The sequence below is a fragment of the Shinella kummerowiae genome, assembly GCF_009827055.1.
Lineage (GTDB): Bacteria > Pseudomonadota > Alphaproteobacteria > Rhizobiales > Rhizobiaceae > Shinella > Shinella kummerowiae.
Genome location: NZ_WUMK01000005.1, coordinates 404,495 through 417,956, shown reverse-complemented (window position 1 = coordinate 417,956; position 13,462 = coordinate 404,495). Strand labels below are relative to the sequence as shown.

The 13,462-nt window shown below is 62.5% G+C and carries 11 protein-coding genes; 7 read left to right on the top strand and 4 right to left on the bottom strand.

Annotated features, from left to right (window positions below; genetic code table 11):
* The first annotated feature begins 51 nt into the window (after nucleotides 1–51).
* Both GR138_RS15580 and GR138_RS15575 read left to right on the top strand, forming a co-directional pair.
* Entirely contained in the window at nucleotides 52–858 is an 807-nt protein-coding gene (locus tag GR138_RS15580; protein ID WP_160860158.1) for a taurine ABC transporter ATP-binding protein, read from the top strand.
* Complete coding sequence (locus GR138_RS15575; protein WP_160860157.1) at nucleotides 855–1,697, top strand: ABC transporter permease subunit; 843 nt, start codon at nucleotides 855–857, stop codon at nucleotides 1,695–1,697. Before GR138_RS15580 ends, GR138_RS15575 begins: the two co-directional genes overlap by 4 nt.
* Before the next feature lie 14 nt (nucleotides 1,698–1,711).
* Here GR138_RS15575 and GR138_RS15570 read toward each other — a convergent pair whose 3' ends face one another.
* The 4 genes from GR138_RS15570 to GR138_RS15555 form a co-directional block, all read right to left on the bottom strand.
* The gene (locus GR138_RS15570) at nucleotides 1,712–2,347 is read right to left on the bottom strand and encodes an RBBP9/YdeN family alpha/beta hydrolase (RefSeq protein ID WP_160860156.1); all 636 of its coding nucleotides are present in this window, start codon (nucleotides 2,345–2,347) and stop codon (nucleotides 1,712–1,714) included.
* Between the two features lie 151 nt (nucleotides 2,348–2,498).
* Nucleotides 2,499–3,542, bottom strand: coding sequence for an NAD-dependent epimerase (locus GR138_RS15565; RefSeq protein WP_160860155.1), 1,044 nt, complete (start codon nucleotides 3,540–3,542; stop codon nucleotides 2,499–2,501).
* On the bottom strand, nucleotides 3,539–4,882 hold the full coding sequence (locus GR138_RS15560; RefSeq protein ID WP_160860154.1) for a UDP-glucose dehydrogenase family protein: 1,344 nt from the start codon (nucleotides 4,880–4,882) through the stop codon (nucleotides 3,539–3,541). Before GR138_RS15560 ends, GR138_RS15565 begins: the two co-directional genes overlap by 4 nt.
* 159 nt (nucleotides 4,883–5,041) lie before the next feature.
* Complete coding sequence (locus GR138_RS15555) at nucleotides 5,042–6,004, bottom strand: glycosyltransferase family 32 protein (protein WP_160860153.1); 963 nt, start codon at nucleotides 6,002–6,004, stop codon at nucleotides 5,042–5,044.
* Nucleotides 6,005–6,195: 191 nt separating this feature from the next.
* Between GR138_RS15555 and GR138_RS15550 the strand changes: the two genes are divergently transcribed.
* From GR138_RS15550 to GR138_RS15530, 5 genes are all read left to right on the top strand, one after another.
* Complete coding sequence (locus GR138_RS15550) at nucleotides 6,196–8,106, top strand: dipeptide ABC transporter ATP-binding protein (RefSeq protein ID WP_160860152.1); 1,911 nt, start codon at nucleotides 6,196–6,198, stop codon at nucleotides 8,104–8,106.
* On the top strand, nucleotides 8,103–10,004 hold the full coding sequence (locus tag GR138_RS15545) for an ABC transporter substrate-binding protein (RefSeq protein ID WP_160860151.1): 1,902 nt from the start codon (nucleotides 8,103–8,105) through the stop codon (nucleotides 10,002–10,004). The genes GR138_RS15550 and GR138_RS15545 overlap by 4 nt, the downstream gene beginning before the upstream one ends.
* Nucleotides 10,004–11,002, top strand: a complete 999-nt coding sequence (locus tag GR138_RS15540) for an ABC transporter permease (RefSeq protein ID WP_160860150.1) — start codon at nucleotides 10,004–10,006, stop codon at nucleotides 11,000–11,002. Before GR138_RS15545 ends, GR138_RS15540 begins: the two co-directional genes overlap by 1 nt.
* A complete protein-coding gene (locus tag GR138_RS15535; RefSeq protein WP_160860149.1) occupies nucleotides 10,999–12,174 on the top strand; it encodes an ABC transporter permease subunit in 1,176 nt (391 codons plus the stop codon). The genes GR138_RS15540 and GR138_RS15535 overlap by 4 nt, the downstream gene beginning before the upstream one ends.
* A gap of 73 nt (nucleotides 12,175–12,247) precedes the next feature.
* Nucleotides 12,248–13,447: a glycosyltransferase family protein gene (locus GR138_RS15530; protein WP_160860148.1), complete on the top strand. Its 1,200-nt coding sequence runs from the start codon at nucleotides 12,248–12,250 to the stop codon at nucleotides 13,445–13,447.
* The last annotated feature ends 15 nt before the right edge of the window (nucleotides 13,448–13,462 follow it).

Below are 13,462 nucleotides of genomic sequence, written 5' to 3'. Positions count from 1 at the left end.
GCGCCGCCGGGCCATCGCCAAGCAAAATGCCAGCTCATTTCCGGAGGCCCCATGAGCGTCCTGACATTCCGCAACGTTTCGCTGCGCTACCCGGCAAGGCCCGGCCGCGGCAGCGCCGGCGAGAAACTTGTGCTCGACACGATCAACCTACAAATCGCCTCGAACGAACTGGTCGCCGTCATCGGCCGGTCCGGCTCGGGCAAGACGAGCCTGCTCAATCTCGCCGCCGGCTTTCTGGATCCCTCGGCCGGCACGATCACCGTCGACGGCGAACCCGTTCGCGGCCCCGACGCCGACAGGGCGGTCGTCTTCCAGGACGATGCGCTTTATCCCTGGCTTGACGCACGCGACAACATCGCCTTTCCCTTCAAGCTGAAGGGCGTACCACTTGCCGAACGGCGTGCGCGTGCCGACACGCTTCTCGACCGCGTCGGCCTTGCAAATGCCGGCGACCGGCGCATCTGGGAACTGTCCGGCGGCATGCGCCAGCGTGTCGGCATCGCCCGGGCGCTCGCCGCTGAACCACGTTTCCTGCTGCTCGACGAACCGCTCGGTGCGCTCGATGCGCTGACCCGCACGCGCATGCAGGAGTTCCTGCTGCGTATCAAGGCCGAGAGCGGCGCCGGGGCCTTGCTCATCACCCACAGCATAGAGGAGGCCCTGCTGCTCGGCACGCGCGTCGTCGTGCTCTCGCCCAATCCTGGTCGGCTGACGGCGGAGATCGAGGCAGGCTTCAACGCGGAGGTGCTGAACGGCGCCTCGGTGGCCGCCGTGAAAGCCTCGCCGCTCTTCAAGCGCATGCATGCGGGTCTCACCGGCCTCATCCATGCCACCAGTGACGAGGAGATGGCCGCATGACGCTCTCCACCGAAATCGGCGCCCTGCCGCAACGGACCGAGGCTGAGGAAACCGCCCGTCCGCGTACGGCGCGTCCCCTGCCGGTCGCCGTCATTTCGGCGATCACCGTTGTCCTGATCATCGGCGCGTGGGGGCTTGCCTCGGCTTATGCGCTGGTCTCGCCGGTCTTCCTGCCGTCACCGCGACAGGTCGTTCTCGCCCTCTACAATCTCGTCGCGAAGGGTTTTGTCGATGCGACGCTCGCGGAGCATGTCGGCGCCAGCCTTACCCGTATTTTTGGCGCGCTGATTGCATCGATTGTCATCGGCATCCCTGCCGGCATCGCGATCGGCACGAGCCGGGTCGGCCGCGGCATTCTCGATCCGATCGTCGAGTTCCTGCGGCCGCTGCCGCCGCTTGCCTATCTGCCGCTCATCATCATCTGGGTGGGCATCGGCGAGGCTTCGAAGATCACGGTGATTGCGCTTTCCATGCTGCCCTCGATCATCCTGTCGACCTCCGCCGGCGTGCGCGCGGTCTCCAAGGATCACGTCAATGCGGCGCGTTCACTCGGCGCGAGCAGATGGCAGGTTCTGGCGGAAGTCGTCCTGCCGAGCTCCGTGCCGTCTATCCTCACCGGCATCCGCATCGCGCTTGGTGCAGGCTGGACGACGCTGGTGGCTGCCGAACTGGTGGCGGCGACGAGCGGCATCGGCTTCATGATCCAGTCAGCAGCACAGTTCCTCGTCACCGACATCGTCATCGCCGGCATCATCGTCATCGCGTTGATTGCCATACTGCTGGAATACATCGCCCGGCTGATCGAACGGCGCCTGGTGCCCTGGGCCTCACACCGCTGAGACAATGTTGGCGCTCAGTTGAGCGCCAGCCCCACGTTAGCGACGGCCGCCGTGAACAGGCGGCCGTCTTGCGTTACGGGGTAGGTCGAGCGCCCTGCCCGTGCCTTGAGGAGATCGAGGAAATCGTAACCAGCGGTCCAGCGGCCAAAACCACTGGCAATGTTGATATGGCCAGCATCGCCGATATCGACGAGATCACTGCCCCAGGCACGTGCTGTCTGGCGCAGGCGGTCGACCGGCATATAGGGGTCGTTCAGGCTACCGACCACCAGCGAGGGAAACGGCAAGCGCGCTTGCGGCATGGCACCGAACCTGATGATACAGGGATGCAGCGTTTCGGTCGTATCGAGATCGCAGGGGGCGACGAGCAGCGCGCCGCGAACCCGCGACGCTAGCCGGCTTTGCGCAAAATGCGCCGCCAGCACGCAGCCGAGGCTGTGACCGACCAGCCAGACGTCGTTGCCGACCATCTCGACCTGCTGCTCCACTTGCTGGAGCCAGCTTTGCCGATCAGGACAGGCCCAGTCAAACTGCTCGACCACGCGGCTTTCGGGATTGTCACGCGCCCAATGGCGCTGCCAGTGCCCCTGGGGCGAGCCATTCAGGCCGGGCAGGATGAGCGTGTCGATGGGGATATCGATTGACGGCATGAGGCGGCCTTCCTTCGCAAACCGGATTGTTTGCGATGATGCGTGACGGAAGCCGGAAAGGTAAGAAAGCCACACCTATTGCTGGCAAAAACCATAGAATTTCTTTGCACGCAGTGCGGCAGCCGAAGCGAACGACACCCGCACGTCAAGCTTAGCTGCGCTGGGAATCTTGCCGCCCGCTATTGCGCTTGCGCCAATCCAGATACCACCGCGTGAAGGCAGCGATTCCCTCTTCAAGCGTGACACGCGGAACAAAGCCGGTGAGATGATGCAGGAGATCGGTGGACGCGAAGGTGCGCGGCACATCGCCTTGCTGCATCGGCATGTAGTTGCGCTTCGATGGTCGTTCCAGGGCCTTCTCGATCGTCTCGATGAAAGCCATCAGTTCGATTGGGCGCCCGCCGCCGATGTTGACGACCCGGAAGGGCGCATGCGCAGACAGCGTATCGACGACATTCGGCGCCACCGCACGGTTGTCTTCCGAGGGCACCACATCGACGAGGCGGACGATGGCTTCGACGAGGTCGTCGATATAGGTGAAGTCGCGGCTCATGTTGCCCTCGCCGTAAACGTCGATCGGGCGATCGTTGAGGATGGCGTCGGTGAACTTGATCGGCGCCATGTCCGGCCGGCCCCAGGGACCATACACAGTGAAGAAACGGAAAGCCGTCGTCGGCACCTTGTAGAGATGGGCATAGGAATGCGCCATCAACTCCATGGATTTCTTGGACGCGGCATAGAGCGTCATCGGTTCGTCGGCGCGGTCTGCCTCGGCGAACGGGATCTTCTCGTTGGCGCCATAGATCGACGAGGTGGAAGCGAGCAGCAGATGGCGCGGCTGGAGTGTTTTCGCCAGCTCCAGCACGTTCCATGAGCCAACGAGATTGGACTCCACATAGGCCCCGGGATTTTCGAGGCTGTAGCGCACGCCGGCCTGCGCGGCGAGGTGGAGTATCACATCCGGCTTGCGGATTGCGGCGGCAGCCTCGAGCGCTGCCTTGTCTTCCAGCCTGCCGGTGACCTGTTGGAATTCGGCATAGGGCTCGAGGATCGCAAGGCGCTGCTCCTTCAGCGTCACGTCGTAGTATGGCGTCATGGCATCGAAGCCGACGACGGAATGGCCGTCGTCGAGCAGGCGTTTTGCCAGGTGGAAACCGATGAAGCCAGCCGTACCCGTGACGAGGAAATGCGTCATTCCGCCGCCTCAGAGACCGGCACGACCATGGCGGACGTGCCGCGGCCGATGCTGGCATAGGCAAGGCCGTGGCGCTTGACCTCATCCGGAGTATAGACATTGCGCAGGTCGACTAGCAGGGGCTTGGCCATCACGGACTTCAAGCGCTGGAAATCCAGTGCGCGGAACTGGTTCCATTCCGTGACGATCACCACCGCCTCCGCACCCTCGGCAATGTCATAGGGCGAGTTGCCGTAGGTCACATTGTCCAGGATGGCCTTGGAGGCTTCCATACCCTCCGGATCATAGGCGAAGATCCGGGCACCACCATCCTGCAAAGCCTGGATGATCGAGATCGACGGCGCGTCGCGCATGTCGTCTGTTTCGGGCTTGAAGGTAAGGCCGAGGATGGCGATCTTCTTGCCGCGCACGTCACCGTTCAACGCATTGATCACCTTGCGGGCCATGGCGCGCTTGCGCGTATCGTTGATGGCGATCGTCGTTTCGATCAGGCGCACCGGGCTGTCATTGTCCTGTGCGGTCTTGACAAGCGCCAGCGTATCCTTCGGGAAGCAGGAACCGCCATAGCCGGGACCGGCATGCAGGAACTTCGAGCCGATACGGCCGTCGAGCCCGATGCCACGCGAAATCTGCTGCACGTCGGCGCCGACTTTTTCGCAGAGATCGGCGATTTCGTTGATGAAGGTGATCTTCATCGCGAGAAACGCATTGGCGGCGTATTTTATGAGCTCGGAGGTACGGCGGGTGGTGAAGAGCAGCGGCAACTGGTTGAGATAGAGCGGCCGGTAGACCTCCGTCATCACCTCGCGCGCCCGTTCATCCTCGATGCCGACGACGATGCGGTCCGGCCGCTTGAAGTCACTGATTGCCGCGCCCTCGCGCAGGAACTCCGGATTGGAAACGACGGCAATGTCCGCATCGGGGCGGGTTTCGCGCATGATGCGCTCCACCTCGTCGCCCGTGCCGACGGGAACCGTCGATTTCGTCACGACGATGGTAAAGCCCTTGACCGACTCGGCGATCTCGCGGGCGGCGGCATAGACATAGGAAAGGTCGGCATGGCCATCACCCCGCCGCGACGGCGTGCCGACGGCGATGAAGACGACGTCGGCCTCGCTCACCGGGCCGGAAAACTCCGTGGTGAAGGACAGGCGGCCGGCCTTGACGTTCTCGGCGACGAGCGCATCGAGACCCGGTTCGAAGATCGGAATCTCCCCCCGGTTCAGGGCCTCGATCTTGCCCTCTGCCTTGTCGATGCAGACGACGGTATGGCCGAAATCGGCGAAACAGGCGCCAGACACCAGCCCTACATAGCCGGAACCAATCATGGCGATCTTCATGGTGCAATGTCTCCAAGCAGGTCCGCGGTGGCGGACACTCTAGTCTGTCTGTTGCTGCGTAACGCGGTCCATCAAACCGGTTCGCACGTTCTATGGAAGTGCTCTAGCACGCAATTTGTCACAAATAGAATACGGTGCGCTATCACGCCGGACCAGCGGCTACCACGACTTCCAGGCCAGCAGCAGGCCTGAATCCTTGGTTTCGCAAGCCCTGCATGCCGCCTCGACCTCCGAAAACGGCGCCCTTCGGGGCAACTCCCCCGCGACGAAAGAAGCATCCGCGAGCGTCAGGCTGCCACCGCGCGCGATGACGGTGAAGAGCAGCGGCCCGGTAGACCACCAGGCGGGCGCCTCCGGCATTGCCGCGACAACCGAAGGCAAAACGGCGTTGAGCCGGGTCAGGACCGGGTGATGCGCGGGGGTGGCAACGAACGAATTGGCCAGCAGGAGGCCGCCACGGCCGGTCTTGCGCGGGATATCCTCCGCCATGGCGATCAGCCCGGTCATCGGCAGGAGGTCGTGGAAGCTGATGTCCATACGGGCCGGATACCAGTCGCAATCGAGATAGATGCCGCCCTCCTGCTCGACCAGAAGATAGCGCGCGACATCGACCGCACCGGGATAATCCTCCCGCGCCAGCATCGCCTGAAAGGCCTTGTTCTCGTAGATTCCGGCCTCCGCAAGATCGGTTTCCCGCCAGAGGAAATAACCGTAGCCATGTGCCTTGGCATGGCGTTCCCAGGCTTTCGTCGATGGCGGCAGGTCCGCGCTTCCGATCCAGATCTGGTGGATGATCGGCGGCACCACCAGTCGGTTGATCTCGGCGATCGCCCGCTTCTCGGCAAGGGTAAACTGGCCGTGGATGGCCAGGATGTCCGGGTCGGGGACGAGGTGGTACTGGTAGCCGATGCGCTTGACGGGGTCCTGTTCGGCCTTGGCAAGCTTCAACAGGGCGGAGTGCAGCCGACGCGGCAGGCCGAGCGTCGTATCCGGCCCCAACGCGTTCCTCTCCGGATCGACCGCGACGGCCTCCAGCACCTTGCGGGCTTCGTCGAACGCGCCGGCGTCCCGGTGCCGCGCAGCTTTTTCGAGTTCCGCGTTCAATCGTTGCTTGGCTGACATCAATCTATCCTAATGGAGGGCTCCGACGCCATGGAAAGAACTGTCATAATCGGTTCCCGCCAGAGTGAGAACAACCCTCAACCTGTCTTTAAAGTAAGGCGTGGACAGAAAAAAATGCGCACGCTAGTCTCAGGACGGGGAATACAACAAAATGCCGTGTGGATGCACGTCCGACAGGCGAGAAAGTACATATGAACGTGAATGCGACGCGCCGGCCGAGGGACCTGCTGCGGATTGAGAACCTACACGTCTCCTTTTCGTTGATGGGCGCAAGGATCACCGCCGTCAGGGGCGCGAATCTCAGGGTGTTGCCCGGCAAGGTGACGGCCTTGGTGGGGGAGTCCGGCTCAGGCAAATCCGTTATCAGCCAGACCGCGATGGGACTTCAGACCACGACGGCGCGGGTCTCAGGAAAAATCTTCTTCGACGATCCGCTCTCGGGCGAAGGCCCGATCGACATCCTGCCGCTGCCGCATGACGGGCGCAAGATCCGCTCGATCCGTGGCGGTCGCATGGGCATGATCTTCCAGGAGCCGATGACGTCCTTCTCGCCGCTGCACACGATCGGCGATCAGATCAGCGAGACGCTGCGCATCCATACCGGCCTGACCGGCGCGGAAATGCGAGAACGCTGCGAGGATATGCTGTCGCGCGTCGGATTCAACAATCCGAAAAAAGTCTATGACATGTATTCCTTCGAGTTGTCGGGCGGCATGCGCCAGCGCGCGATGATCGCGATGGCGCTGGTCTGCGGCCCCGCGCTGCTGATTGCCGACGAGCCGACCACGGCGCTCGACGTGACGATCCAGGCGCAGATCCTGAAACTCCTGAAGGACCTGCAATTGCAGATGGACATGGCCGTGCTGCTCGTCACGCACGACCTTGGCGTCGTCGCCAACATCGCCGACGAGGTGGTGGTGATCTACCAGGGCGAGATCATGGAGGCCGGGCCGGTCGAGACGATCTTCCGCAAGCCCACCCACCCCTATCTCAAAGGCCTGATGGCAGCGATCCCGCATTTCGGCATGCAGCGCGGCGACCGCCTGAAGCCGCTCCGTGAAATCGAGGTCAATCAGGACAGCCTGCTCAGCAAGAAATACCAGGCGCGCACCGGGCCGGAAACGATCCTCTCGGTGCGCAATCTCAGCAAGACGTTTGCGATCCGCAAGGACAACTGGCAGATGCCAGGCCGCCCCAAGGAAAAGAACCGACCCGCCGTCGATGACGTCAGCTTCGACATCAAGCGCGGCGAATGCCTCGGCCTCGTCGGTGAAAGCGGCTGCGGCAAGACCACCGTCAGCAAGATCCTGATGCGTGCCATCGAGCCGGATGCCGGCTCCGTCCTCTTTGACGATGGAAAGGGGCCGATCGACGTCCTGAAAGCCAAGGGCGCGGAGTTGCAAAGCCTGCGCACCCGGATGCAGATGGTCTTCCAGGACCCGCTGTCCTCGCTCTCGCCGCGCATGACGATCGGCGACATCCTGCGTGAACCGCTCGACATCCACGATCATGGCGACACCGCAAAGCGCAAGATGGCCATCAAGGCGCTGATCCGCGCGATCGGCCTCGACGAGGCCTCGCTGAAGCGCTATCCGCACAGCTTTTCCGGCGGCCAGCGTCAGCGCATCGGCATTGCCCGCGCACTTGCCCTGGGGCCGAGCCTCATCATCTGCGACGAGCCGGTTTCCGCACTCGACGTGTCGGTGCAGGCGCAGATCCTCAACTTGCTCAAGGACCTGCAGAAGGATCTCGGGCTCACCTACCTGTTCATCTCGCACAATCTCGCCGTGGTCGACTACATGGCCGACCGGGTTGCCGTGATGTGGGCCGGCAGGATTGTCGAGATCGCTCCACGCGAGATCATCATGACCGCACCGGTGCATCCCTATACGAGGGCACTGCTCGACGCTGTCGCCTTTCCGGACCTCGACCGACCCTTGAATTTCGAAACGGCCGGCCAGACCAGTGCCGTGTCGCGTGCCAACTGGGCCCGCGTCTTCCGCGATGAAGACGGCGGCGACGGCATGGCGCCTGCCGATCTCGGCGGCGGTCATTTCGTTCTCGCCCGCAGGAATGCCGATATGCGGGAGTTGGCGCCATGATCACGCGTCGCACCGCACTCGGCCTGCTCGCCACCGCCTTCGTTCCGGGCCTTGCCCGCACGGCCTTCGCGGAATCCGACTACCTGAAGCCCAAGGTGGAGGCGGGAGAACTGCCCGCCGTTGCCGAACGGATGCCGAAGACACCCCGCATCATAAACACCGCGGCGCTGGGGGGCGTGCCCGGCGTCCAGGGCGGCACCGCCCGCATGCTGATCGGTGGGCAGCGGGACGTGCGCCTGATGCCGATCAACAGCTATTCACGGCTTGTCGGTTACGATCGGGATTTGAAGCTGCAGGCGGACATTCTCGAATCCTTCACCGTGGAGGAGGAGCGTATCTTCACCTTCCGCCTGCGCGAAGGGCACAAATGGTCGAGCGGCGAGCCCTTCACCGCCGATGATTTCCGCTATTGCTGGGAAGAGGTCATTCTCAATCGCGAACTCTTCAAGGGCGGGCCGCCGGTGGATCTGCTCGTCGAGGGCAAGCCGCCGACTTTCGAGATGATCGATCCGCTGACGGTGCGCTACCGCTGGGAAAAGCCGATCCCGGATTTCCTGCCGAAACTCGCCGCCCCCATCCCGCTGGTGCTGGCGCTGCCATCCGCTTACATGCGGCAGTTCCACAAGAAGTTTCAGGCCGCCGACGTTCTGGAAAAGCATATCCAGAAGCAACGCGTCGACGACTGGCGCGGGCTGCACATCAAGATGTCGCGACAGAACCGGCCAGAAAATCCGGATCTGCCGACGCTGGAAGCCTGGCGCCCGCGCACGGCCCCGCCGGCCGAGCAGTTCATCTTCGATCGCAATCCCTTCTTCCACCGGGTGGACGAGAACGGGGTACAGCTCCCCTATATCGACCGCGTCGTGATGAATGTCTCCTCGCCCGATCTCATTTCCGCCAAGACGGCGACCGGGGAAAGCGACCTGCAGATCGCCAATCTCGATTTTGCCGACTACACCCTCCTCAAGGAAGCCGAAACGATCTATCCGCTGAATGTGGTGCTGTGGAAGCGCACGCTCGGCTCGCGGGTCGCGCTGATCCCCAACCTCAACTGCGGCGACAAAGGCTGGCAGAAGGTTCTGCGGGACGTGCGGGTGCGCCGGGCGATGTCGCTTGCCATCAACCGCACGGAAATCAACAAGGCGGTGTTCTATGGTCTCGGCCAGGAGAGCGCCAATACGGTGTTGCCGGACAGCCCGCTTTTCAAGCAGGACTATGCCAAGGCCTGGGCGTCCTATGATCCGGACCAGGCCAACCGCCTGCTCGATGAGGCCGGTCTCGACAAACGCGACGATGAAGGCCTGCGCCTCCTTCCGGACGGTCGCTCCGCCCATCTCGTCGTCGAAAGCGCCGGTGAAAGCACGCTGGAGACAGACGTGCTCGAACTGATCACCGATCATTTCCGCACGGTCGGCCTGGGGCTATTCGTGCGCACGTCGCAGCGCGACATCTTCCGCAGCCGCGCCATCGGCGGCGAGGTCATCATGTCCGTATGGTATGGGCTCGACAACGGCGTGCCGACACCGGAAATGTCGCCCTCCGAACTCGCGCCGACCTCCGACGACCAGTACCAATGGCCTGTCTGGGGCATGTACTTTGCGACCGTCAAAACCAAGGGCGAACCGCCGGACATGCCGGAAGTGCAATATCTCGTCGACAAATACGATGCCTGGCAGATGACCACGACCGACGACGAGCGAACGGCAATCTGGCATGAGATGCTGGCGCACCACGCCGATCAGGTCTTCACCATCGGCACCGTCAACGGCATTTCCCAGCCGGTCGTACGCGCCCGCCGGATGCGCAACGTGCCCGACAAGGCGCTCTGCGGCTTCAACCCGACCAGTTTCCTCGGCGTCTACATGCCGGATACGTTCTGGTACGAAGGAGGCGCGTGATGGTTCGCTACATTCTCGGGCGCATCACGGTCATGGTGCCGACGCTCATCCTCATCTCGATGCTGGTCTTCACCATCATCGAGCTTCCGCCCGGCGACTATTTCGAAAGCTATGTCGCGGAGTTGCGCGCCATGGGCGAAGCCACCGACATGGCCGAAATCGAGGAACTGCGCGAGCGCTACGGCTTCGACAAACCGGCGCCGTTGCGCTACCTGCATTGGGTCGGCGGCATGCTGATCGGCGATTTCGGCTATTCATTCGAATATCGCCTTCCGGTTTCCGAGGTGGTCGGCGACCGATTGTGGCTGACGGTCCTCGTCTCCACCGTCACCATCCTCTTCACCTGGCTGCTTGCCTTCCCGATCGGCATCTATTCGGCCACGCATCAGTATAGCTGGGGCGATTACGGCCTGACGCTTGCCGGCCTGATCGGCATCGCCGTGCCGAACTTCATGCTGGCGCTCATCGTCATGTATTTCGCCAATATCTGGTTCGGCGTGTCGATCGGCGGGCTGATGGACCGCCAGTTCCTGGGTGCGCCGATGAGTTGGGAGAAATTCCGCTCCATCCTTTCGCATATCTGGATTCCGGTCATCATCATCGGTACGGCTGGCACGGCAGGCATGGTGCGGCGCCTGCGCGCCAACCTGCTCGATGAACTTAACAAGCAATATGTCGTGACCGCGCGCTCCAAAGGCCTGCATCCGATGCGCGTTCTGACCAAGTATCCGCTTCGCATGTCCTTGAACTTCTTCATATCCGACATCGGCTCGATCCTGCCCTCGATCATTTCCGGCGCGGAAGTCACCGCCATCGTGCTCTCCCTGGAGACCACCGGCCCGATGCTGATCAAGGCCCTTCAGACGCAGGATATGTATCTCGCCGGTTCCTTTCTGATGTTCCTCGCCTTCCTGACGGTCATCGGCGTGCTGGTCTCCGACATCGCGCTCGCGATCCTCGATCCGCGCATCCGGCTCGGCGGAGGAAGCCGCAAGTGAAGACCTCGCTCCCTGAACCCGGCGCGCCCCTCGGCCATTTCGTTTCCGACGCGCCGTTCGATCCCTATGCGGCCGAACGCAAGACGGAAGAGTTGCAGGCGGTCGCCCAGGCCTCGCAGTTCCAATTGATGTGGTGGCAGTTCCGCCGTCACAGGATGGCGCTCGCCTCCGGCATCTTCCTGATCCTGATCTACTTGATGATCATCATCAGCGAGTTCCTGTCGCCCTACAATCTGCACACGCGCAACATCGACTTCATCTATTCCCCGCCGCAGACATTGCGCTTCATGCACGAGGGCGCCTTCGTCGGCCCCTTCGTCTACGGCCAGCGCATGACGCTCAACATGGACAATCTGAAGCGCGTCTATACGGACGATACGTCGGACGTGCAGAAGCTGCGTTTCTTCTGCCGCGGTGATGCTTACAAGTTCTGGGGCCTTTTCAAGTCGGACGTCCATCTCGTCTGCCCGGCGGAAGGGGGACAGTTCTTCTTCCTCGGCACCGACCGGCTGGGCCGGGACATGCTCTCGCGCATCCTCTACGGCGCCCGCATTTCGCTCACCATCGGCGCACTCGGCGTGATGATGAGCTTTGTTCTCGGGATCGTGATCGGCGGGCTCGCCGGCTACCATGGCGGCTGGTTCGACCTCATCGTGCAGCGCGTGATCGAGGTTTTGCAGTCCATTCCCAGCATTCCGCTATGGATGGCGCTTGCCGCCATCATCCCCGTCACCTGGAGCCCGATTTTCGTCTATATCGGCATTACAATCATTCTCGGCATGCTCGACTGGACCGGGCTGGCGCGTGCCGTACGCTCGAAACTTCTTGCCTTACGCGAGGAAGATTATGTATTGGCGGCGCAAGTCATGGGTGCCGGCAGCACCCGCATCATTCGCCGCCATCTCATTCCCGGCTTCATGTCTCATCTGATCGCCAGCGCAACGCTGACCATCCCGGGCATGATCCTCGGGGAGACGGCATTGAGTTTCCTCGGGCTCGGTCTTCGCCCGCCCATCACCAGCTGGGGCATTCTCCTGACGGAAGCCCGCAGCATCAACATTATCGCCCTATACCCTTGGCTGCTGTATCCGGTGGTGCCAGTCGTACTAGTAATTCTTGCTTTCAACTTCCTTGGCGATGGACTACGCGATGCGGCTGACCCCTATAAGTGAAATTGGGATAACGAATGCAGAACAATCGCCGTTGCTTGAAGGCGAACTGGGCAGGAGCCCGGAGGCTTACACCATGAGCCGGAGCTTCGAACACGCCCGCATCCTCATGTACAGCCACGACACGTTCGGCCTCGGTCATCTGCGCCGGTGTCGCACGATCGCCCATGCGCTGGTGGAGGAGTATCGCGGCCTCAACGTTCTGATCATTTCCGGCGCGACGATCGCCGGCGCCTTCGATTATCGCGCCCGCGTCGACTTCGTGAAGATCCCGAGCGTCATCAAGCTGCGCAACGGCGAGTACACGTCGCTGGAGCGACATATCGATCTTGAAGACACTTTGACCATGCGCCGGTCGATCATCCGCCATACCGCGGAAACCTTCAATCCGGACATCTTCATCATCGACAAGGAGCCGATGGGTCTCGGCGGCGAGGTGGAAGAGACGCTCAGCTACCTCAAGAGCCGTGGCAAACGCCTCATTCTCGGCCTGCGCGAAGTGATGGACTCGCCGCACCTGCTCGAAGCCGAGTGGAAGCGCAAGGACGTCATGCACAAGATCGACCGCTTGTACGACGATATCTGGGTGTATGGTCCGCCGGACTTCTACGACCCCCTCGTCGGCCTCGACGTGCCGAAGGGTGTGCGGGAAAAATTGAATTTCGTCGGTTTCCTGCAACGCAACGCGCTTCAGATGGACCGCGCCCAGTATCAGCCGTCCGGCGACTACCTGCTCGTAACCACGGGTGGCGGCGGCGATGGGGCGGAACTGGTGCAGGACGTCCTTCGGGCCTACCAGCAGGATCCCGAGTTGACCCACAGGGCGCTCATCGTGCTTGGCCCCTACATGCCGCAGGAACAGCGCACGAAGCTCACGCAGGAAGCCGCGAAAATCCCCTATGTCGAGGTGATCGAGTTCGATTCACGCATGGAGGACCTGGTTGCCGGTGCCCAGGCCGTCGTGGCCATGGGCGGCTACAACACCTATTGCGAAATTCTCTCCTTCGACAAGCCGGCATTGATCGTGCCGCGCGTGCAGCCGCGTGAAGAGCAACTGATACGCGCCACCCGCGCCGCAGAGCTTGGCCTGATCGACATGCTGCTGCCGGACGAATCGAGCGACCCGCTGCGGCTTGCCGCCGCCCTGAAAGCCCTGCCGAAACGCCCGCCCCCCTCGGGCGGCAACCCCGAGCTGCGGCTCGAAGGGCTTCGCAACATCGCCCGCATTGTCGGCGACGAGCTTGCCGCGCGTGACCTCACGCCACCCGTTGCCTGATGGGAGGCGAAGCCG

What these genes read in the sequence shown, in the direction of transcription:
- GR138_RS15580 (WP_160860158.1), top strand. Translation starts at nt 52, where the DNA reads ATGAGCGTCCTGACATTCCGCAACGTTTCGCTGCGCTACCCGGCAAGG.
- GR138_RS15575 (WP_160860157.1), top strand. Translation starts at nt 855, where the DNA reads ATGACGCTCTCCACCGAAATCGGCGCCCTGCCGCAACGGACCGAGGCT.
- GR138_RS15570 (WP_160860156.1), bottom strand. Translation starts at nt 2,347, where the DNA reads ATGCCGTCAATCGATATCCCCATCGACACGCTCATCCTGCCCGGCCTG.
- GR138_RS15565 (WP_160860155.1), bottom strand. Translation starts at nt 3,542, where the DNA reads ATGACGCATTTCCTCGTCACGGGTACGGCTGGCTTCATCGGTTTCCAC.
- GR138_RS15560 (WP_160860154.1), bottom strand. Translation starts at nt 4,882, where the DNA reads ATGAAGATCGCCATGATTGGTTCCGGCTATGTAGGGCTGGTGTCTGGC.
- GR138_RS15555 (WP_160860153.1), bottom strand. Translation starts at nt 6,004, where the DNA reads ATGTCAGCCAAGCAACGATTGAACGCGGAACTCGAAAAAGCTGCGCGG.
- GR138_RS15550 (WP_160860152.1), top strand. Translation starts at nt 6,196, where the DNA reads ATGAACGTGAATGCGACGCGCCGGCCGAGGGACCTGCTGCGGATTGAG.
- GR138_RS15545 (WP_160860151.1), top strand. Translation starts at nt 8,103, where the DNA reads ATGATCACGCGTCGCACCGCACTCGGCCTGCTCGCCACCGCCTTCGTT.
- GR138_RS15540 (WP_160860150.1), top strand. Translation starts at nt 10,004, where the DNA reads ATGGTTCGCTACATTCTCGGGCGCATCACGGTCATGGTGCCGACGCTC.
- GR138_RS15530 (WP_160860148.1), top strand. Translation starts at nt 12,248, where the DNA reads ATGAGCCGGAGCTTCGAACACGCCCGCATCCTCATGTACAGCCACGAC.